This window comes from Streptomyces sp. NPDC001852 (assembly GCF_042891825.1).
In the GTDB taxonomy this organism is placed as follows: Bacteria; Actinomycetota; Actinomycetes; order Streptomycetales; family Streptomycetaceae; genus Streptomyces.
Map to the genome: position 1 here is coordinate 159,057 of NZ_JBIATN010000005.1, position 19,718 is coordinate 178,774.

Sequence of the window (19,718 nt, forward strand, 5' to 3'; positions counted from 1 at the left end):
TGCAGGAAAGATGGACCGCTCTTCTCCCTCCCGCTCCCGGAGACTGGCCCCGGTGGTGGCGGTCGCCGCCGCGGCGGCCCTGACCCTCGCCGGCTGTTCCAGCAGCCATGGCGGCAAGAAGGCCGAGGAGGCGGCCCAGAACGCCTCGGCGGGCAAGGCCGACACCCCGCGCATGACCGTCGCCCTGGTCACGCACCAGGCGCCCGGCGACACCTTCTGGGACACCGTCCGCAAGGGCGCCGAGGCCGCCGCCGCCAAGGACAACGTCAAGCTCGTCTACTCCGCCGACCCCAACGCCGGCAACCAGGCGAACCTGGTGCAGAACGCGATCGACCAGAAGGTCGACGGCATCGCCGTCACCCTGGCCAAGCCGGACGCGATGAAGAGCGTCATCGGCAAGGCGGAGCAGTCCGGCATACCCGTGGTCGGCCTGAACTCCGGGCTGAGCGACTGGAAGAAGCTCGGCCTGCTGGAGTTCTTCGGGCAGGACGAGAGCGTGGCGGGCGAGGCGTTCGGCGACAAGCTGAACACCACCGGCGCCAAGAAGGTCGTCTGTGTCATCCAGGAGCAGGGCAACGTGGGCCTCACCCAGCGCTGCGACGGGGTGAAGAAGACGTTCAAGGGCACCACTGAGACGCTGTATGTGAACGGCACCGACATGCCGTCCGTGAAGTCGACCATCACGGCCAAGCTGAAGCAGGACAGCTCCATCGACACCGTCGTCACCCTCGGCGCCCCGTTCGCGCTCACGGCGGTGCAGTCGCTGGGCGACGCGGGCAGCAAGGCCAAGGTGGCCACCTTCGACCTGAACAAAGACCTCGTGAAGGCCGTCCAGAACGGCTCGATCGAGTTCGCCGTCGACCAGCAGCCCTATCTGCAGGGCTACCTGGCGGTCGACGCGCTGTGGCTCTACAAGTACAACGGCAACTACAGCGGCGGCGGTGTCCAGCCGGTGCTGACCGGCCCGGCCTTCGTCGACAAGTCCAACGTCGACAAGGTCGCCGAGTTCGCCGCGAAGGGGACCCGGTGATGAGCATGGCCCAGCAGGCTGAACCGGCCCTCGGCAGGCCGCCGGCGGCCGGACCCGGGCAGACCGACGGCCGCACCGCACGCCGCCCGCTGGCACTGCGGCTGCTGGCCCGGCCCGAGGTGGGCGTCTTCCTCGGCGCCGCCGCCGTACTGGTCTTCTTCCTGATCGTCGCGCCCTCGGTCCGCCAGGGCAGCTCGATGGCCACGATCCTCTACCAGTCCTCGACCATCGGGATCATGGCCCTGCCGGTCGCCCTGCTGATGATCGGCGGCGAGTTCGACCTGTCGGCCGGCGTCGCGGTGATCTCCTCGGCACTGACCGCCAGCATGCTCAGTTACCAGCTGACGCTGAACGTCTGGACCGGGGTGATCGTCGCCCTGGTCGTGTCGCTGGCGATCGGGTTCTTCAACGGCTGGATGGTGGTCAGGACCGGCTTGCCCAGCTTCCTGATCACGCTGGGCACCTTCCTGATCCTGCAAGGCGTGAACCTGGCCGTGACCAAGCTGGTCACCGGCAACGTCGCCACCGACGACATCAGCGACATGGACGGCTTCGACCAGGCCAGGAAGGTCTTCGCCTCCTCGTTCGACGTGGGCGGGGTCCAGGTGAAGATCACGGTGGTGTGGTGGCTGGTGTTCGCGGCGCTGGCCACCTGGGTGCTGCTGCGCACCAGGTACGGCAACTGGATCTTCGCGGTCGGCGGCAACAAGGAGAGCGCGCGGGCCGTCGGTGTCCCGGTGACCTTCACCAAGATCTCGCTGTTCATGCTGGTCGGGTTCGGTGCCTGGTTCATCGGCATGCACAACCTGTTCTCCTTCAACACCGTGCAGTCCGGCGAGGGGGTGGGCCAGGAGCTGATCTACATCGCGGCGGCCGTCATCGGCGGATGTCTGCTCACCGGCGGCGCCGGGTCGGCGATCGGCCCGGTCTTCGGTGCCTTCATGTTCGGCATGGTCAACCAGGGCATCGTCTACGCCGGCTGGAACCCCGACTGGTTCAAGGCCTTCCTGGGCGTGATGCTGCTCGGCGCCGTCCTGATCAATCTGTGGGTCCAGCGCACGGCGACCCGGAGGTAAACCGATGACTGACAACACATCCGGAACCCACGGCGCGGTCGTCCAGGACGCCGTGCCCCAGCAGGACGGGTTGCTGGTCGAGCTGCGCGGGGCGGGCAAGTCCTACGGCAACATCCGCGCCCTGCACGGCGTCGACCTGAGGGTGCACGCCGGCCAGGTCACCTGTGTGCTGGGCGACAACGGCGCCGGCAAGTCCACCCTCATCAAGATCGTCTCCGGGCTGCACCAGCACACCGAGGGCGAGTTCCTCGTCGACGGCGCCCCGGTGCGGTTCTCCAGCCCGCGCGAGGCCCTGGACAAGGGCATCGCGGCGGTCTACCAGGACCTCGCCACCGTCCCCCTGATGCCGGTGTGGCGGAACTTCTTCCTCGGCTCGGAGACGACCAAGGGCCCCTGGCCTCTCCGCCGGCTCGACATCGCCGGGATGAAGAAGACCGCCGACCAGGAGCTGCGGAACATGGGCATCGTCCTGGACGACCTGGAGCAGCCCATCGGCACCCTCTCCGGCGGTCAGCGCCAGTGCGTGGCCATCGCCCGCGCCGTCTACTTCGGCGCCCGGGTGCTGATCCTGGACGAGCCCACCGCCGCCCTCGGCGTCAAGCAGTCCGGTGTGGTGCTGAAGTACATCGCCGCCGCTCGCGACCGCGGCCTCGGCGTCATCTTCATCACCCACAACCCCCACCACGCCTACATGGTCGGCGACCACTTCAGCGTCCTGCGCCTGGGCACCCTGGAACTGTCCGCCTCCCGCAGCGAGGTCAGCCTGGAGGAACTGACCAACCACATGGCCGGCGGCGCCGAACTTGCCGCCCTCAAACACGAGTTGGCCCAGGTGCGCGGCGTCGACACCGAGGAACTGCCGGAGGAGAGCGACCTCACCGCACCCGTCGCGCCCTCTGCGGAAGGAACCCCCTGACCATGGCCACCCCCACCCCGCTGGACCGCATCCGGGTCGGTTCGGCCCCCGACTCCTGGGGCGTGTGGTTCCCCCACGACCCGCGGCAGGTGCCCTGGGAACGCTTCCTCGACGAAGTGTCCGAGGCCGGCTACGAGTGGATCGAACTCGGCCCCTACGGCTACCTTCCCACCGACCCCGCGCGCCTCGGGGACGAGGTGGCCCGGCGGAACCTCAAGGTCTCCGCGGGCACGGTCTTCACCGGCATGCACCGCGGCCCGTCCGTCTGGGCGGAGACCTGGGCGCACGTCAGCCAGGTCGCCGCGCTCACCCAGGCGATGGGCGCGCGGCACCTGGTGGTCATCCCGTCCTTCTGGCGGGACGACAAGACCGCCGAGATCCTGGAGCCGCCGGAGCTGACCGCCGAGCAGTGGGCGCACCTGACCAAGGGCATGGAACGGCTCGGCCACGAGGTCAAGGAGACGTACGGCCTGGACATCGTGGTCCACCCGCACGCCGACACCCACATCGACACCGAGGCCCACGTCGAGCGCTTCCTGGACTCGACCGACACCGAGCTGGTCAACCTGTGCCTGGACACCGGGCACTACGCCTACTGCGGCGGGGACAGCGTCAAGCTCATCGAGACCTACGGCGAGCGCATCGGCTACCTGCACCTCAAGCAGGTCGACCCGGACGTCCTCGCCGAGGTGATCGCGGGCGAGGTGCCGTTCGGGCCGGCGGTGCAGCGCGGAGTGATGTGTGAACCGCCTTCCGGCGTCCCCGAACTGGGGCCCGTCCTGGAGGCCGCGCAGCGGCTGGGCGTGGAACTGTTCGCGATCGTCGAGCAGGACATGTATCCGTGCGAGCCGGACAAGCCCCTGCCGATCGCGGTGCGAACGCGGCGGTTCCTGCGTTCCTGCGGAGCCTGACAGGATTCCGCCCGCGTGCCCCCGGGAACCAACCGGGGGCACGCGGGCGTTGTGCACGACGACGGGGGACGTCCGCGCAGACGGGAGGACGAGATGACACACCGCACCGAAACCCGCAAGGCGGCCCGGGACACGACCGACCCGGCCCTCCTGCGCCACGACCGCTTCGGCACGCTGCCCGAGCGGACACGCCCCGAGGACATGGTCGAGACCAGGCCGGCCACCTTGCCCGACCCGGCGCGGGACACCTACAACCCCGACGAGTGGCTGATCCGTTACTGCGGCTGAGACAGGGATGCGGCGCCGGGCACCTACGCCCGGCGCCGCCCGTGTCTCTCAGGCCTGCCGGACCTCCGCGATCGTCACCGGCCGGTGCTCCTGGAGGGACAGGGTGCAGGCCTCGGCGATCCAGCCCGCCTCCAGGGCGTCCTCGACGGTGCAGGGGGAGGGGCGGGTGCCGGCCACGACCTCGGTGAACGCGGTGAGTTCGGCGCGGTAGGCGTCGGCGAAGCGGTCCATGAAGAAGTCGTGCGGCCTGCCGGACGGGAAGGTCACGCCGGGTTCGACCGAGCGCAGCGGGAGCTTGTCCTCCAGGCCGACCGCGATGGAGTCGGCGAAGCCGTGGAGCTCCATGCGGACGTCGTAACCCCGGGCGTTGTGGCGGGAGTTGGAGACGACCGCGATGGTGCCGTCGTCCAGGGTGAGGATCGCTCCGGTGGTGTCCGCGTCGCCCGCGGCCCTGATGTAGTCGGCGCCCCGGTTGCCGCCGACCGCGTACACCTCGGTGACCTCGCGGCCCGTCACCCAGCGGATGATGTCGAAGTCGTGCACCGAGCAGTCGCGGAAGATGCCACCGGAGGCGGCGACGTACGCGGCCGGCGGCGGCGCCGGGTCCAGGGTCGTGGAGCGGACCGTGTGCAGCTTGCCCAGCTCGCCCGCCTGTACGGCGGCCCGCGCGGCGGTGAAGCCCGCGTCGAAGCGGCGGTTGTAGCCGATCTGGATCGGCACGTCGCTGCCCCGGACGGCCCGCAGCACCTCGACACCCTCGCTCATCGTCTTCGCGACGGGCTTCTCGCAGAAGACCGGGATGCCGGCCTCGACGCCGGCCAGGATCAGGGCGGGGTGGGCGTCGGTCGCGGCCGCCACCACGATGCCGTCCACGCCGGCGGCCAGCAGTGCCTCCGGCGAGTCCACGACCTCGGCACCGAACCGCTCGGCGGCGGCCTTGGCCGCGTCCGCGAACGGGTCGGTGACGACGAGCGACTCGACGGCGTCCAGTCCGGAGAGGGTCTCGGCGTGGAAGGCGCCGATGCGGCCGAGGCCGAGGATTCCGATGCGCATGGGGATGAGGCTCCTTGCAGTTCCTGTGGAGACGAGGAAGTTCCTACGGTGACGAGCGGAGAGGGAGATTCAGTCGAGACCGCCGAGCACGTTCTGGTCCCAGTCGATCACCGACCCGGTCACCACCCCGGACCGGTCGGACAGCAGGAACACCACGAAGTCGGCGATCTCGTCCGGTTGGCCCAGCCTGCCCATCGGCAGCTTCGCCGCGGCCTGCTCGCGCCAGTCGTCGCCGGCGCCGTGGAAGGCGCGCTGGGTGGCGTCCTCGCCCTCCGTCGCGGTCCAGCCGATGTTCAGTCCGTTGATCCGGATCCGGTCCCAGCGGTGGGCGTGCGCCGCGTTGCGGGTCAGGCCCGCGAGGCCCGCCTTGGCGGCGACGTACGGCGCCAGGAACGCCTGACCGCCGTGCGCCGAGGAGGTGATGATGTTGACGATCGTGCCGGGCGCCTTGCGGGCCACCATGTCGGCGACCGCCGCCTGCATCGCGAAGAACGGCCCCTTGAGGTTGATCGCGATGTGCGCGTCGAACAGCTCCGGGGTGGTGTCCAGCAGCGTGCCGCGGGAGGTCAGCCCGGCGGAGTTCACCAGGCAGTCGATGCGGCCGTGGGCGTCCACCACCTCGGCGACCGCCGCCCCGGCCTGCTCGGCGTCCGCCAGATCGGCGCGCACGAACATCGCCTCGGCACCGGCCGAGGCCAGCTCGGCGACCAGCGCCTCACCCGGCTCCGTACGGCGGCCGGTGACCGCCACGACGGCGCCCTCCCGGACGGCCGCCCGCGCGATCGCGGCACCGAGCCCCTGGCTGCCGCCGTTGACCAGGACGATCTTGTCCCGGAGAAGTCCGTCGAGAAGTCCCATGAATGTCGGCCTTCCTCAGCCGGCTCGTCGTTCGGTACCGGCCCGCAGCTCCGCACGGAGCCGCTCCGGGGACCACCTCTCACGCACCGCCCGCCGCAGCACGTCCGCCTGCGCGGGCGGGGCCAGGCCGTCGACCGGCGGGTCGCTGTCGAGATTGGTCGGGAAGGGGTAGCCCTCGGCGCTCGCCGCGATCACGTTCTCCAGCCACGCCTCGCCGGCCCCCTCGGCCGCGCGCCGCGACAGCACCGGGAACACCGCGTTCGCCACCGCCTCACGGTCCACCGCCTCCATCGCGCGCCCGAAGGCGGAGGACACCTGGAGCAGGTTGGCCGTGCGCCGCACGTCCGCCGTGCGGTTGGTGCCGGCGGCGTGGAAGAGCGCTGGGTTGAAGAAGGCCGCGTCACCCTTGGCGAGCGGGAGCTGCACATGGTGCGCCTCGAAGCACGCCTGGAACTCGGGGAGCCGCCACGCCAGATAGCCCGGCTCGTACCGCTGCGAGTACGGCAGATAGAGCGTCGGTCCCGATTCCACCGGCATGTCGCAGTGGGCGACCGCGCCCTGGAGCGTGAGCACCGGGGAGAGCCGGTGCACATGGGCCGGGTAGGCGGCCGCGGCCGCGTTGCTCAGGAAGCCGAGGTGGTAGTCCCGGTGCGCGGTCTGCCCAGCGCCGCCCGGGTTCACCACGTTGACCTGCGACGTCACCTGGTAGCCGGGTCCCAGCCAGGCCGCGGAGACCAGGGCCAGGACGTCGTTCGCGTAGTAGTCGGCGAACGCCTCCGGGTCGTACAGGGCCGTCTTCTCCAGCGCGTTCCACACCCGGTCGTTGGCGCCCGGCTTGGCGAAGTGGTCACCGGCGCCTGCCCCGGACGCCCGCTGTTCGGCGATCAGCGCCTCGAACACGGCCGTGACCCGGTCGACGACCTCCGGGTCGGGGAACGCCCCACGGACGACCACGATCCCGGGGCCGTCGGACAGGGCGCGTACCAGTTCCGCCGCCAACGCCCGCCGGTCATCGGCCGCCCGCAGCCGCTCACCCTCGTACACCAGGACGTTCTCCGTCACCGAGGCGGCGTGCGGGTGGTCCGCGAGGCGGGTGGTCCGGTCGATCAGGGTGCGGAAGGCGGCCGGATCGCAGTCCGGCTCGGACAGCCAGGTACGGCCCGGTACGGCGGCGACGGACATCGGTGTCCCTCTTTCGGTCACAGGAGCGGCGCGGTCCTGTCATTCTTGTCATGACAAACCCCTCCAACAACCAGCAGCCAGCCATCAAAAACCCCTCAAGGAGCCGGCCCATGGGGCACCCGTTCCCGATCCGGGAGATCGCACGTCAGGCGGGTCTCAGCGAGGCCACGGTGGACCGCGTGCTCAACGGCAGGGGAGGGGTGCGCGAGAGCACCGCGCAGGAGGTGCACCGGGCCATCGCCGACCTCGACCGGCAGCGCACCCAGGTGCGGCTGGTCGGCCGTACGTTCATGGTCGACATCGTGGTCCAGGCGCCCGAGCGGTTCAGCACCGCCGTCCGCGCGGCCCTGGAGGCCGAACTGCCCTCCCTGCACCCGGCGGTGGTGCGCTCGCGCTTCCACTTCCGCGAGACCGGCCCGGCCGCCGAGCAGGTCGGGACGCTGGACCGGATCGCCCGGCGCGGCTCCCAGGGCGTGATCCTCAAGGCGCCGGACGTCCCCGAGCTCACCGCCGCCGTCGGCCGGCTCACCGCGGCCGGCATCCCGGTCGTCACCCTGGTCACCGATCTGCCCGCCAGCGGCCGGATCGGCTACGTCGGCAGCGACAACCGGGCCGCCGGCGCCACCGCCGCCTATCTGACGGGCCAGTGGCTCGGCGACCGGCCCGGCCATGTCCTCACCAGCCTGAGCAGCGGCTTCTTCCGCAACGAGGAGGAGCGCGAGATGGGGTTCCGGAGCGTGATGCGGGCCCGGCATCCGCAGCGCACCCTGGTGGAGATCGCCGAGGGGCAGGGCCTGGACGCCACCCAGTACGACCTGGTGCGCGCCGCCCTGGAACGGGACCCGGAGATCCGGGCCGTGTACTCCATCGGCGGCGGCAACGACGCCACCCTGCGCGCCTTCGCCGACCTCGGCCGGGCCTGCGCGGTGTTCATCGCCCACGACCTCGACCGCGACAACACGCGACTGCTGCGCGAGCACCGGCTGTCCGCCGTGCTCCACCACGACCTGCGGCACGATCTGCGGGAGGCCTGCCACGCGGTGATGCGCTTCCACGGCGCCCTGCCCCCCGCCGGACCGCTGCTGCCCTCGGCGATCCAGGTCGTGACGCCGTACAACATGCCGGCGCAGACGGCCGAGTGAGGAGGATACGGCGGTGACACGCACCGAGCACGTGGAGATCGAGGGCACACCGCTGGTCGCGACCCTCGTACCGGGCAACGGGATCGGTCTGCTGGCCCTGCACGGCAGCAACGAGGGCGGCACCGCCGAACTGGCCCGGACCGTCGCGCACCGCTGCGGCGCCACCAGCCTCGTCTTCACCCAGCCGGGGGTACGGCGGCCCGTCCACATCCCGTCCCCGCGCATGGCGGTCGACCACTGCGCACTCCTGCGGGAGTTCCTGGAGCGGGTCGCGCTCACGGTCTCGCTGCACGGCCACATGCGCCCCGAGGCGCCGCACACCGTCTACCTCGGCGGCGGCAACCGGGACGCGGCCCGCGTCCTCGCCGAGGCGCTCGCCGCCGGGATCCCGCAGTTCCCGGCCGTGACCGACCTGATGGAGATCCCGGCGGACCTGCGCGGCGTGCACCCCAGGAACCCGGTCAACCTGACGCGCCTCGGCGGAGTCCAGGTGGAACTGCCGCTCCTGGCCCGCACGAGCGGGGAGGCGAACACTCCGCCGGGGGCGGTGGTCGACGCGCTGACCGCCGGGGTCAAGGGGCTGAGCTCGGCCTGAGCCGGTCCTCACAGGTTGATCGCGTAAGCCTTGCGCAGCGTCTCGTGCACGGTCCATGTCGTACGGTCGCCCGCACGCAGCACCGCCATGTCGCCCGGCCCCACCGTCAGCGTCGGCCCGTCCTCGACCTCGACCGTCGCGCGGCCGCTGATCACGACGAACAGTTCGTCGGCCTCGGTGTCGGTGACCACGCCCGGCGTGATCTGCCAGATGCCACGGATCTGCCGGCCGTCCGGAGACTCCCAGACCACCTTCCCGGTGACCTCGGGGTCGCCGGAGACGATCTGTTCCGGCTCGAGGGGCTCGGGTTCGAGGTCGGCGTCGGGGATGTGGAGCGCGAAGCTGTGCGTCATGCGGCGAGCCTAGCCAGCGCCGAGACGCGCCGAAGCCGACAGTGTGTGGGGCATCGGGGCTGGTGGGAGGACAGTTCGTCGGTCCGTGCGGACTGGCGGGGAGGCGCGGCACGGGTGACCGTGGGGAACATGTCCGAGTCCACCGCGGCCGGCCCGGCACCGCCCCGGCGGCACGACACACGCGAGGCCGTCCTGTTCGGCGGCGTGTACGGCGCCGTCCTCGCCAGCTCGATGGTGGCGGCGCTCAGCCAGTACGGCCGTACGACCGCCGCCGGCCGCCGCTACGACGCCGTGTGGCTCCTGGTGACCGCCCTCGCCTCCGCCCTCGCGCACGGCTACGCCCACTACATCGCCGAACGCGCCCCGTACAGCCGCTGGGACGTGATGCGCACGCTGCGGGACGAGTGGCCGCTGGTCACGGCCGTGCTGCCCACGGTCTTCCTGCTCGCGGGCGCGGGCTGGGGCTGGTGGCCGCCGAACGGCGTCGAGTACCCGGTGTTCGCCCTCAACATCGGGATCCTCTTCGCCCTCGGCCTGATCACCGCCCGCTGGTCCTCCCGGAGTTGGCCGATGGCCGTCCTCATGGGGATGGGCGACGCGCTGCTCGGCGTGATCGTGGTGGTGGCGAACGCGCTCATCAAGTAGGCGGGTCCTGCCGAGAGCGTGCTCAGCGGGCGGTGCGTACGCCGTCCAGCGCGATGGCGAGAACCCGGTCGCGCTGGGCGTCGTCGTCGAAGGCCGTGGCGGTGATGCCGGCGACCATCCGCAGCAGGTCGACGAAGTCCATGTCCGGCCGGGCCACGCCCGCGTGCTGGGCGCGCTCCAGGAGCGGGCCCCCGGCGGCGTACATCGAGTCGCGGCAGGTCTGGAAGATCTCCGACTCGTCGTTCAGCGCCTCGCGCACCGCGCGCTTGGTGACCATGTAGCCGGCGAAGCGGTCCAGCCAGGCCGTCAGCGCCTCCCACGGCTCGAGGTCCGCGACCTCCACGGCCGCCCCGCACAGGGCGTTGACCTCGTCGGCGTAGACGCTCTCGAAGAGGTCACGGCGGGTGGGGAAGTTCCGGTACAACGTGCCGATGCCGACGCCCGCGCGGCGGGCGATGTCCTCCAGGGAGGCGTCCGAGCCGTGCTCGGCGAACGCCTCGCGGGCGGCGGCGAGGAGGGCGTCGTAGTTGCGGGCGGCGTCCTTGCGGTGCGGCCGGCGGGCCGCCACGATCTCGCCGACGGGGAACGGCGTGGCCGTCACTGGTGCCTCCCAGAGGGAATCGATGAACCGGAGGAACGCATCCGGTTCGATTGAACCGGAGGTGTGCCTCCGCTAGAGTGGAGGGGTACCTCCACTTTAGCAGCGCGGGGGCCGCTCCGCCCTGGGCAGACGTGCCCGGCAGGAATGCCCCTCTCGCCCATCCCAGCGCTCCTCTCGGAGAGGCTCTCCCATGCCCCGCAAGTCCACTCGCCTCACCTTCGCGGTCCTCGCGACCGGTGCGGGCGTGTTCTCGATGCTCCAGTCGCTGATCGCGCCGGCCCTGCCGACCGTCCAGCACGCCCTGCACGCCTCCCAGTCGACCGCGACCTGGGTGATGACCGCCTATCTGCTGTCTGCCTCGGTCTTCACGCCGATCCTCGGCCGGGTCGGCGACCTCGCCGGCAAGAAACGCACGCTCGTGGGCGTCCTGCTCGCCGTCCTCGCCGGCTGTCTCGTCGCCGCGCTCGCCCCGGACATCGGCGTGCTCATCGTCGCCCGGGTCGTCCAGGGCGTCGGCGGCGCCCTGTTCCCGCTGTCCTTCGGCATCATCCGCGACGAGTTCGCGTCCGCCGAGGTCAGCGGCAGCATCAGCAATCTCTCCGCCGTCATCGCCGCGGGCGGCGGGGTCGGCATGGTGGCCGCCGGACCGATCGTCTCCGCGCTGGACTACCGCTGGCTCTTCTGGATCCCCGTGGCGATCGTCGCCGCGACGGTCCTGATCGCGCTGGCCTACGTCCCCGAGTCGCCCAAGCGGGCCCAGGGGAAGGTCAGTTGGTACGGCGCCGTGCTGCTCTCCGCGTGGCTGGTGGCCCTGCTGCTGCCGCTGAGCCAGGCCGGGCAGTGGGGCTGGGGGTCGCCGAAGGTGCTCGGCCTGTTCGCCGCCGCCGTCGTGCTGTTCGCCCTGTGGCTCACGGCCGAGGCCCGCTCGCGCAGCCCGCTGATCGACCTGCGCGTGATGCGGCTGCCCGCGGTGTGGACCACCAACGCCGCCGCCCTGCTCTTCGGCGCGGGCATGTACGCGATCTGGTCCTTCCTGCCGGGCTTCGTCCAGACGCCGACCGCGGCCGGCTACGGCTTCGGAGCGAGTGTCACCGCCTCCGGCCTCCTCATGCTCCCCATGCTGGTGGCGATGTTCCTCTCCGGCGTCCTCTCGGGCCGTCTCGAACCCCGCGTCGGCGCCAAGGCGCTCCTCACCACGGGTGCCGCACTGGGCGCGCTGGCCTGCGGATTCCTCACCCTCTGGCACGACGCCCAGTGGCAGATAGCCGTGGTGGCCGGGCTGTTCGGCCTCGGCATCGGACTGGCCTTCGCCTCCATGGCCAACCTCGTCGTCGGCAGCGTGCCGCCCGAGCAGACCGGCGCCGCGACCGGCATGAACGCCAACATCCGCACCATCGGCGGCTCCATCGGCGCCGCGCTCACCAGCGTCCTGGTCACCGCCCGCCTCCAGCCCTCCGGCCTGCCCTACGCCTCCGGCTACACCCACGGCTGGGCCCTGCTCGCCCTCCTCTGCCTGGCCGCGGCCGGCGCCGCCCTCCTCGTCCCGGCCCGCCACCAGGGTCGTACGACGGTCCCCGCCGCGGGGGCGACACGGGCACCCGCTCAGGTGCGGTAGGGTTGACCTGCGTGATCACGCGGGACGCCCCGGGTGAGACCGCAACGGGACGTGGCGCAGCTTGGTAGCGCACTTGACTGGGGGTCAAGGGGTCGCAGGTTCAAATCCTGTCGTCCCGACGTGCGGAAACGCGGGTCGGTGGCCGTGTCGGAGTCAGTCCGACACGGCCACCGCTCATTCCGGTGTGACGGAGGCTCAGCCGGACGTCCCCGCCGGGGTCGTCGTGGTGGTGAAGCCCTCCTTCTTGTTGGCCGCGACGGCGAAGTCATTGGTGAACGTCGTGCCGAGGTTCACCTTCGAGGTCGCGTGGCCCACCAGCTCCTCCGTGGTCAGGACGTTCTTGGGACCGCCGGCCGGCATGATGCCGTCCGGGAGGAACTGGCCCTTGTCCTGAGTGAGGGCCGCGACGTAGTCGGCCTTGGTGACCAGCTGGTTCTGCACGAACGACTGCGGCAGCTTGTCGGCGATGTCGGCCGCGCTGTGCTTGTCGATCCAGTGCATGGTGGCCACGAGCGCGTCGACGACCTTCTGCACCGCGTCCTTGTGCGAGTTCACCCAGTCGGTACGGGCGATGACCCCCGCCGCCGGCCAGGCGCCGCCCGTCGCAGCCTGGGCGCCCGAGGTGGTGGCCACGTCGACCGCCGAGTAGCCGACCCCCTTCTTCTCGATCGCGGCGACCGTCGGCTGCGTCGTCATGACACAGGCCACCTTGCCGTTCTGCAGCGCGGCGATGGCGGTGGAGCCCGCGCCGACCCCGATCCGGTGGAAGTCGCTGGTCTTCAGGCCCTTCTTGGCGGCCAGGAACTGGGTGAGGGTGTCGGTGCCCGAGCCCAGGTCAGTGACGCCCAGCGTCTTGCCCTTGAAGTCCGCGGCCGAGTGCACCCCGCTCTTGGTGGCGCACATCTCCCGCTCGCCCGGGGCGCCGGACAGCTGGACGACGTCCTCCACCGCCTTGCCCTTCACCTGGAAGTCGATCGTGTGGTTGTACCAGGCGCCGGCCATGTCCACCTGCCCCGAGGCCATGGCGTCCTCGGCGCCGGTGCCGCCGTCCTGCTCGGTGCTGAGGACGACGTTGACGCCGTACTTCTTGTAGAAGCCGAGGTTCTGCGCGAGCTGGTACGGCAGGTAGATCTGCTTGTCGATGCCGCCGACCATGAGCCTGACGGTCGGGGTCCCGCTGGAGCCGCCCGAGCCGGAGGAGCTGCTGGAACACGCGGTGGCCGCGCCGAGGGCGAGGACGGTGACGAGGGACGCGGTGAGGATTCTCTTGGACATGGCGGCTCTTTCGTTCTGAGGAAGGGGCGGTGGGGAAGGGGGAGGATCAGAGGCTGTTGGCCTCGGAGGGGGCCGGCGGGCGCCAGGAGAGGAGCCGGTGCTCGAGCTTGCCGATCAGCCACTCCGCGCCGAGCACGATCACCGCGATGACGAGCATCGTGGCGAACACACCGTTGGGGTCGAAGTTGTTCTGCGCGGTCTTGATGACGAGGCCGAGGCCGCTCTGCGCGCCGAGCACCTCGCCGACCAGCGCGCCGACGATGGCGAAGCCGAAGGCGCTGTGCAGGCTCGCGATGATCCAGGTCAGCGCGGACGGCACGATGACATGCCGGATGATCTGCAGCTGGGAGGCGCCGAGCACCCGGGCGTTGGCGAGGATGTTGCGGTCCACCTCGCGAACGCCCTGGAAGGCGTTGAAGAACACGATGAAGAACACCAGCACGGCGGCGAGCAGGATCTTCGGGGTGACGCCGATGCCGAAGGCGACGATGAAGATCGAGCCGAGCACGATGCGCGGGATGGCGTTGACCATCTTGATGTACGGGCCGAGGACGTCGGACAGGAAGCGGCTCTGGCCGAGCGCGACACCGAACACGACCCCGGTGACGGCGCCGACGACGAAGCCGACGAGCGCCTCCTGGATGGTGGTCCAGATGTTCGCGTAGAAGGACCCGAACTCGGTTCCGTTCTGGAAGAGGTCGATCAGCCGCTGCCAGATCCCGGACGGCTGTCCGAAGAAGAACGGGTCGACGATCCCCCAGGTGGTGAAGGCCTGCCAGCCGCCGATCACGAAGGCCGCGAGGCCGAGGCGGCCCGCCCACACCAGCGCGACCCGCCGTCGCGCGGCCCGTTTGGCGGCGGCCGCGGCCGAGGCGTGCCCGCCGTCGGCGGCCGGGACGGCGGATGTGGTGGACGTCGTGCTCATGCCTTTCCTCCTGCGGTGCGTGCGTAGGCGCGCTCCACCTCTTCGCGCAGCGTGTCCCAGATCTGGTGCTGGAGCTCGATGAAGCGGGGCTGGTAGCGGATCTCCTGGACCGAGCCGCGCGGCCGCGGCAGGTCGATGTCGAAGACGGCCTTGACCGATCCGGGGCTGGACGTCATGACGACGACCCGGTCGGCGAGCGCCACGGCCTCGTCGAGGTCGTGCGTGATGAAGATGACCGACGGACGGATCTGCTCCCACAGGTCCAGCAGTTCGGTCGACATGATCGCCTTGGTCTGCACGTCCAGGGCGCCGAACGGCTCGTCCATGATCAGGATCTTGGGTTCGTTGATCAGCGCAGCGGCCATCGCCACGCGCTTGCGCATGCCGCCGGAGAGCTGGTGCGGGTAGCGGTCCTCGAAGCCGGCGAGGCCCACCCGGCGCAGCCAGTCGCGCGCCGAGGCCTGCGCCTGCTGCTTGGGCACCCCACGGAAGACGGGACCCATCAGCACGTTGCCGAGGACGGTCTTCCAGGGCAGCAGCGCGTCCGCCTGGAACATGAAGCTGACGCCGTCGGTGACGCCGTCCACCTCGCGGCCGCCGACCCTGACCGAGCCCTCGCTGGGCCGGTCGAGCCCGGACACCATGCTCAGGGTGGTCGACTTGCCGCAACCGGTGGGGCCGACCACCGCACAGAACTGACCCGGTTCCACGGTGAACGACACGTCTTGCAGCGCCGTGAACACCTCACCGGCAGGGGTCATGAATCGCTTGGTGAGCCCGGAGATCTCGATGCGCGCGTCCTCGCGCTCTGCTGCACCGGCGATCGGGCTCGTCGCGACATCGTTTCGCGAAGCCATGTGAGGCCGTCTCCTTCCACACCTCGTGGGGTCGAGGAAGGCAGACGCTAGAGGTCACCCCGTGTTACGTCGCTGTTTCCCAGGTATCTCGCGAAAGCCGCGTTAACCGGGGTTCTGCTCGTTCTGCTCAGTGAAACGGGGGTGGGCAGGATTTCGGCCATCAGGCACAATCACGCCACCACGGGTCCGGCGGCAGGGCCGGCCCGGCACCACGCGGGACAGAGGCGAAGAGGCACCTGTGACACGCATCCGTATGCGGATCGGGCGCGGCGGGAGGGGGAGACTCTCCGCGCGGATCCTCGCGAGCCAGCTCCTCATCCTGGCGCTCACGGGCGCCATCGGCTTCGTCCTGTTCGCCTTCGCACAGCGCTCCGCGCTCGACCGCACCTACGAGGAGCGGGCCGTGGGCATCGCGCAGACCGCGGCAGCGGACCCGCAGATCCGGCGGGCCATGGCGCAGGGCGACGGCGGTGACGTGGTGCAGCGCGCCGCCGAGCGGATCCGGCGGGCGTCGGGGGCGTCGTACGTGGTGGTGATCGACCTGCACGGCGTCCGCCACTCGCACCCCATGCCGCAGCTGGTCGGCTCGCCGGTGGCCGAGCCCCTCGTGGCGCTGGACGGCCGGCCGCACGTCGGCACCGACCAGGGCGCGACCGGGCGTTCCGCCAACGGCAAGGCCCCGCTGTACGGGCCGACGCACCAGCTGGTCGGCGAGGTGTCGGTGGGCATCCCGGAACGCCATGTGCTCAGCGAGCTGTGGCGCGAGCTGCCCACCTTCGGCCTGTACGCCGCGATCGCCACAGCGCTCGGTGCCGCGGCCGCGTATGCGCTGGCCAGGCGGCTGAAGCGGACCACGTTCGGGCTGGAACTGGAGGAGATCGCCGGACTGCTGCAGGACCGCGAGGCGATGCTGCACGGCATCCGCGAGGGCGTGGTCGCCTTCGACCCCGACGGCCGGATCACCGTCGTGAACGACGAGGCGCGCCGGCTGCTCGGCCTCGGCACCGCGCTCGGCCGGACCGTCGAGGAGGTGCTGCCCGACGGCCGGCTGCGCCGCGCCCTGGACGGCACCCTCACCGGCAGCGACGTCAGCGTCCTGACCGACGAGCACTGCCTCGTCGTCAACCGCATGCCGGTCACCCTCCACGGCCGTGAACTCGGCGCCGTGGTCACGGTGCGGGACCGCACCGAGATGGTCGGGCTGCTGCGCGAACTGGACTCCGTGCGGGGCCTGACCGACGCGCTGCGGGCCCAGCAGCACGAGTTCACCAATCGCATGCACACCCTGGCCGGCCTGCTCGACATCGGGGAGTACGACGACGCCTACGAGTTCGCCGTCGGCGCGGCCGGCGCCGGCCAGGGGCTCACCGAGTCCGTGCGCAGGCGGATCGGGAACTCGCTCATGGTCGGTCTGATCGTGGCCAAGACCACGGTCGCCGGCGAACGCGGGGTACGGATCGTACTGACCGACGACTCGGCCCTCGGCCAGGATCCGCCGCACCTGCACCGGCTGCTGACCATCGTCGGCAACCTGCTGGACAACGCGGTGGACGCGGCCGGCGAGGGACTGCGTCCGGCCGACGGCCGCGAGGTACGGCTCACCCTGACCGAGAGCTCCCACGAGACGCGGGTCCGGGTCGCGGACACCGGTCCCGGGATCCCGCCGGAGGCGGCCGAGTCGATCTTCGAGGACGGCTGGTCGACCCGGCCGGAGCGGGGCACCGCCCGGCGCGGCCTCGGCCTGGCCCTGGTGCACCGGCTGGTGCAACGGCACGGCGGCACCATCACGGTCAGCGAGGGGCCCGGCGCGGTCTTCACGGTCGTACTGCCGCTGCCGGGCACGGCCCTCGCGCCGCAGGGAGCACCGTTCACCACAGCAGTGCCGGCGGGAGGCGAGCGCCGATGATCCGGACCCTGGTCGTGGACGACGACTTCCGGGTGAGCCACATCCACAGCGAGTACGTGAGCCGCGTCCCCGGCTTCCACGTGGTCGGCGAGGCGGCGACCGTCGCCGAGGCGCTGGAGGCGGTCCGGGCACTGCGCCCCGACCTGCTGCTGCTCGACATCTTCCTGCCCGACGGCAGCGGGCTCGACGTGCTGCGCAGGCTCACGGGGGACGAGGGCGGCGCCCGCCCCGACGCCCTGATGATCACGGCGGACCGGGACATCGAGTCGGTGCGCAGCGCCATGAAACTCGGCGCCGTGGGCTACCTGGTCAAGCCGTTCGGCTCGCCCGACCTGTGCGAGCGGCTCACCGCCTACCAGGAGCTCCAGCACCGGGTGGAGGTGCTCGGCCCGGCCGCCGAGACCGACCAGGCCGATGTGGACGCCCTGTTCAGCGCGGCCCGGCCGCCCGCCGTGCCGCGGGTGCCGGCCAAGGGCCACTCGGCGCCCACCCTGACCCTGGTGCACCAGGCGCTGCGCTCGGCCGACGGCCCGGTGTCGGCGGCCGAGGCGGCCGAACTCACCGGCGTCTCCCGCGCCACGGCCCAGCGTTATCTGTCCTACCTGGTCAAGGAGGGCATGGTCCGCCTGGAACTCCGCTACGGCGCGACCGGGCGGCCGGAGCACCGCTACCGCATCGTCACCTGAACCGGCGGACGTGTCGTCCCGTCGGTTCGATCAGCCCTGGGGCCGGCCCGGCGACCGCCACGCCCTTGTCCGCTTGGCCCCACCCGCCGGCCGCGGTGCGCACCGCGCGCCGAAGCCGACGGCTGCGGACCTGCGGTCGTCATCACGGTCCCGCCCCGGCAGCGGGGCCACGCTCGTACGTCCGCCGCGGGGAATCGGCCCGCCGGGCCACCGCGAGCGGCGTGCCGTCTGCCGGCGGCCGTGAACGATCGGCCATGCACCGGGGGACCGGCGAGCGACCGGCCGTTCACCGGGTGCGGGACCCGGCCTCGGCCGTATCCGCCGGCTTGCGCTGCCGGCGCGCCGCCATCACCGCGTGGACCAGGACCCCGGCGAACAGGAACAGCACGCCCTGGTACACCGCCGCGTAGCCGGCGCCCGCCATCAGCCAGAGGGAGAAGGCGGCCGCGACCGCGGTGATCACCGAGTCCCGCACCAGCCGGCCGCGGTCCACCGACCTGCCGGAGACCAGGTGGAACAGCTGCGCCGCCGTCGCCAGCAGGTACGGCACGGTCGCGGTGAACGTGGTGACGAGGACCAGGACGTCGAAGACCTTCGCCGAGCCCGACAGGTAGTTGTACGCCGTGAGCAGGGAGGAGAGCACGACGGTGACGCCGACGCCCACCGTCGGCACGCCCCGGCGGCGACGGGCGAAGGCGGCCGGGAACAAGCCGTCCCTGGCCGCGGCGTACGGGGTCTGCGCGCTCAGCAGCGTCCAGCCGTTGAGGCAGCCGGTCATCGACACCAGCGCCGCCAGCGCCACCGCCGTACCGCCCCAGCTGCCGCCGAACATCGTGTTCACGGCGTCGGAGAAGGGGGCCGTGGAGGCCACCAGCCGCTTGTGCGCGACCGTGCCGAAGACGGACAGCGTGCCCAGCAGGTAGACCAGCGCGGCGCCCGCGGTGCCGATCACGGTGGCGCGCCCCACGTTGCGGCGGGCGTTCCTGACCTCGCCGGCGCTCACGGCGGCGGACTCCACCCCGAGGTAGGAGAAGAGCAGCAGGGCGGCGGAGGCGGAGACGGCACCGACGGCGCTGTGCCCGCTCGAGTTGAACGGGCCGAGCCGGGACGGGTCGAAGAAGAACAGGCCGCCGACCGCGACGAGCAGCAGCGGCACGAACTTCAGCACGGTCGACACCAGTTGGACCGCGCCGACGTACCTGGTGCCGGCGAAGTTGGCGAGGGCCGGCAGCCACTGCAGGGCGAGGGCGGCCAGACAGGCGGTCCACTTGTGGTCGTCGACCGGGATCAGCACGTCCAGGTAGCCGACGGCGGCGACCGCGAGCGCCGCGTTCGACACCCAGGTGGTGATCCAGTACGCCCAGGCGGCGAGGAACCCGGCGAAGTCACCGAAGGCCTCGCGGGTGTAGACGTAGGGGCCGCCGGTACGGGGGTCGCGCGCGGCGAGCCGGCCGAAGACCAGCGCGAGCGCGACGGCCCCCACGGTCAGCACGGCGAAGGCGATCAGGCTGACCCAGCCGTACGGCGCGATGGAGGCGGGGAGCAGGAAGATGCCGCCGCCGATGATGTTGCCCATGACCAGCGCGGTCGCGACCGGCAGGCCGAAGCGGCGGGCGTGCTTGCCGGCGGTGCTGTGCGTGCCCTCTGCGGGGACCTCGTGGGCCTCGGTGGGGGCCGGAGCCGGCGGGGGGACGGTTCCGGTGACGTGCATGGGGGGATGTACCTCTCATCGAACAGATGTCCCAGGATCGCCGGGACGGAGCCCATGGTCGGGGAAGTGCCCATCCGCCGCAAAATCGCCGTT

At 71.5% G+C, this 19,718-nt stretch carries 20 protein-coding genes and 1 tRNA gene; 12 read left to right on the forward strand and 9 right to left on the reverse strand.

From position 1 onward, the window contains the following. Nucleotides 1-10 precede the first annotated feature (10 nt). The 5 genes from ACFYZB_RS10980 to ACFYZB_RS11000 all read left to right on the forward strand — a co-directional run bounded on the left by ACFYZB_RS10980 (nt 11) and on the right by ACFYZB_RS11000 (nt 4,221). Nucleotides 11-1,030: a sugar ABC transporter substrate-binding protein gene (locus ACFYZB_RS10980; RefSeq protein ID WP_351215440.1), complete on the forward strand. Its 1,020-nt coding sequence runs from the start codon at nt 11-13 to the stop codon at nt 1,028-1,030. Then, nucleotides 1,030-2,106: an ABC transporter permease gene (locus tag ACFYZB_RS10985; protein ID WP_388756888.1), complete on the forward strand. Its 1,077-nt coding sequence runs from the start codon at nt 1,030-1,032 to the stop codon at nt 2,104-2,106. The genes ACFYZB_RS10980 and ACFYZB_RS10985 overlap by 1 nt, the downstream gene beginning before the upstream one ends. A gap of 4 nt (nt 2,107-2,110) precedes the next feature. Further along, nucleotides 2,111-3,022, forward strand: a complete 912-nt coding sequence (locus ACFYZB_RS10990; RefSeq protein ID WP_351215436.1) for an ATP-binding cassette domain-containing protein — start codon at nt 2,111-2,113, stop codon at nt 3,020-3,022. Between the two features lie 2 nt (nt 3,023-3,024). Further along, on the forward strand, nt 3,025-3,933 hold the full coding sequence (locus tag ACFYZB_RS10995) for a sugar phosphate isomerase/epimerase (RefSeq protein ID WP_351215434.1): 909 nt from the start codon (nt 3,025-3,027) through the stop codon (nt 3,931-3,933). 93 nt (nt 3,934-4,026) lie between these two features. Continuing rightward, entirely contained in the window at nt 4,027-4,221 is a 195-nt protein-coding gene (locus ACFYZB_RS11000) for a hypothetical protein (protein ID WP_388756892.1), read from the forward strand. A 48-nt stretch (nt 4,222-4,269) separates the two neighbouring features. Here the strand turns inward: ACFYZB_RS11000 and ACFYZB_RS11005 are convergent, their stop codons facing one another. The 3 genes from ACFYZB_RS11005 to ACFYZB_RS11015 all read right to left on the reverse strand — a co-directional run bounded on the left by ACFYZB_RS11005 (nt 4,270) and on the right by ACFYZB_RS11015 (nt 7,314). Continuing rightward, nucleotides 4,270-5,274, reverse strand: coding sequence for a Gfo/Idh/MocA family oxidoreductase (locus ACFYZB_RS11005; protein ID WP_388756895.1), 1,005 nt, complete (start codon nt 5,272-5,274; stop codon nt 4,270-4,272). Between the two features lie 69 nt (nt 5,275-5,343). Beyond that, nucleotides 5,344-6,132, reverse strand: a complete 789-nt coding sequence (locus tag ACFYZB_RS11010) for an SDR family oxidoreductase (RefSeq protein ID WP_388756898.1) — start codon at nt 6,130-6,132, stop codon at nt 5,344-5,346. A gap of 15 nt (nt 6,133-6,147) precedes the next feature. Next, nucleotides 6,148-7,314, reverse strand: a complete 1,167-nt coding sequence (locus tag ACFYZB_RS11015; RefSeq protein ID WP_388756901.1) for a phytanoyl-CoA dioxygenase family protein — start codon at nt 7,312-7,314, stop codon at nt 6,148-6,150. A gap of 110 nt (nt 7,315-7,424) precedes the next feature. On the opposite strand from ACFYZB_RS11015, the gene ACFYZB_RS11020 reads away from it, so the two are divergent. Both ACFYZB_RS11020 and ACFYZB_RS11025 read left to right on the forward strand, forming a co-directional pair. Next, nucleotides 7,425-8,456: a LacI family DNA-binding transcriptional regulator gene (locus ACFYZB_RS11020; protein ID WP_388756904.1), complete on the forward strand. Its 1,032-nt coding sequence runs from the start codon at nt 7,425-7,427 to the stop codon at nt 8,454-8,456. A 13-nt stretch (nt 8,457-8,469) separates the two neighbouring features. After that, nucleotides 8,470-9,051: a poly-gamma-glutamate hydrolase family protein gene (locus tag ACFYZB_RS11025; protein WP_388756907.1), complete on the forward strand. Its 582-nt coding sequence runs from the start codon at nt 8,470-8,472 to the stop codon at nt 9,049-9,051. 8 nt (nt 9,052-9,059) lie between these two features. On the opposite strand, the gene ACFYZB_RS11030 is transcribed toward ACFYZB_RS11025, so the two are convergent. Continuing rightward, nucleotides 9,060-9,404 (reverse strand): cupin domain-containing protein, encoded by a 345-nt coding sequence (locus tag ACFYZB_RS11030; RefSeq protein ID WP_351215420.1) that lies wholly within the window; start codon nt 9,402-9,404, stop codon nt 9,060-9,062. Nucleotides 9,405-9,533: 129 nt separating this feature from the next. On the opposite strand from ACFYZB_RS11030, the gene ACFYZB_RS11035 reads away from it, so the two are divergent. Further along, the gene (locus tag ACFYZB_RS11035) at nt 9,534-10,049 is read left to right on the forward strand and encodes a hypothetical protein (RefSeq protein ID WP_388756910.1); all 516 of its coding nucleotides are present in this window, start codon (nt 9,534-9,536) and stop codon (nt 10,047-10,049) included. A 22-nt stretch (nt 10,050-10,071) separates the two neighbouring features. On the opposite strand, the gene ACFYZB_RS11040 is transcribed toward ACFYZB_RS11035, so the two are convergent. Further along, entirely contained in the window at nt 10,072-10,650 is a 579-nt protein-coding gene (locus tag ACFYZB_RS11040) for a TetR/AcrR family transcriptional regulator (protein ID WP_388756913.1), read from the reverse strand. Between the two features lie 190 nt (nt 10,651-10,840). Between ACFYZB_RS11040 and ACFYZB_RS11045 the strand changes: the two genes are divergently transcribed. Next, complete coding sequence (locus ACFYZB_RS11045) at nt 10,841-12,265, forward strand: MFS transporter (RefSeq protein WP_388756915.1); 1,425 nt, start codon at nt 10,841-10,843, stop codon at nt 12,263-12,265. Between the two features lie 45 nt (nt 12,266-12,310). Then, a tRNA-Pro gene (locus tag ACFYZB_RS11050) sits at nt 12,311-12,384 on the forward strand. A gap of 76 nt (nt 12,385-12,460) precedes the next feature. On the opposite strand, the gene ACFYZB_RS11055 is transcribed toward ACFYZB_RS11050, so the two are convergent. The 3 genes from ACFYZB_RS11055 to ACFYZB_RS11065 are packed head-to-tail and all read right to left on the reverse strand — an operon-like array spanning nt 12,461 to nt 15,226. After that, nucleotides 12,461-13,540 (reverse strand): ABC transporter substrate-binding protein, encoded by a 1,080-nt coding sequence (locus tag ACFYZB_RS11055; RefSeq protein WP_388756919.1) that lies wholly within the window; start codon nt 13,538-13,540, stop codon nt 12,461-12,463. Between the two features lie 46 nt (nt 13,541-13,586). After that, complete coding sequence (locus ACFYZB_RS11060) at nt 13,587-14,465, reverse strand: ABC transporter permease (protein WP_388756921.1); 879 nt, start codon at nt 14,463-14,465, stop codon at nt 13,587-13,589. Continuing rightward, the gene (locus tag ACFYZB_RS11065; protein ID WP_388757431.1) at nt 14,462-15,226 is read right to left on the reverse strand and encodes an ABC transporter ATP-binding protein; all 765 of its coding nucleotides are present in this window, start codon (nt 15,224-15,226) and stop codon (nt 14,462-14,464) included. The genes ACFYZB_RS11060 and ACFYZB_RS11065 overlap by 4 nt, the downstream gene beginning before the upstream one ends. A 334-nt stretch (nt 15,227-15,560) precedes the next feature. Between ACFYZB_RS11065 and ACFYZB_RS11070 the strand changes: the two genes are divergently transcribed. Together ACFYZB_RS11070 and ACFYZB_RS11075 are read left to right on the forward strand one after the other, a co-directional pair. Further along, entirely contained in the window at nt 15,561-17,228 is a 1,668-nt protein-coding gene (locus ACFYZB_RS11070; protein ID WP_388756923.1) for an ATP-binding protein, read from the forward strand. Next, complete coding sequence (locus ACFYZB_RS11075) at nt 17,225-17,914, forward strand: response regulator (RefSeq protein WP_388756925.1); 690 nt, start codon at nt 17,225-17,227, stop codon at nt 17,912-17,914. The genes ACFYZB_RS11070 and ACFYZB_RS11075 overlap by 4 nt, the downstream gene beginning before the upstream one ends. A gap of 286 nt (nt 17,915-18,200) precedes the next feature. Here ACFYZB_RS11075 and ACFYZB_RS11080 read toward each other — a convergent pair whose 3' ends face one another. Continuing rightward, nucleotides 18,201-19,625, reverse strand: coding sequence for an amino acid permease (locus ACFYZB_RS11080; RefSeq protein ID WP_388756928.1), 1,425 nt, complete (start codon nt 19,623-19,625; stop codon nt 18,201-18,203). Nucleotides 19,626-19,718: the final 93 nt, after the last annotated feature.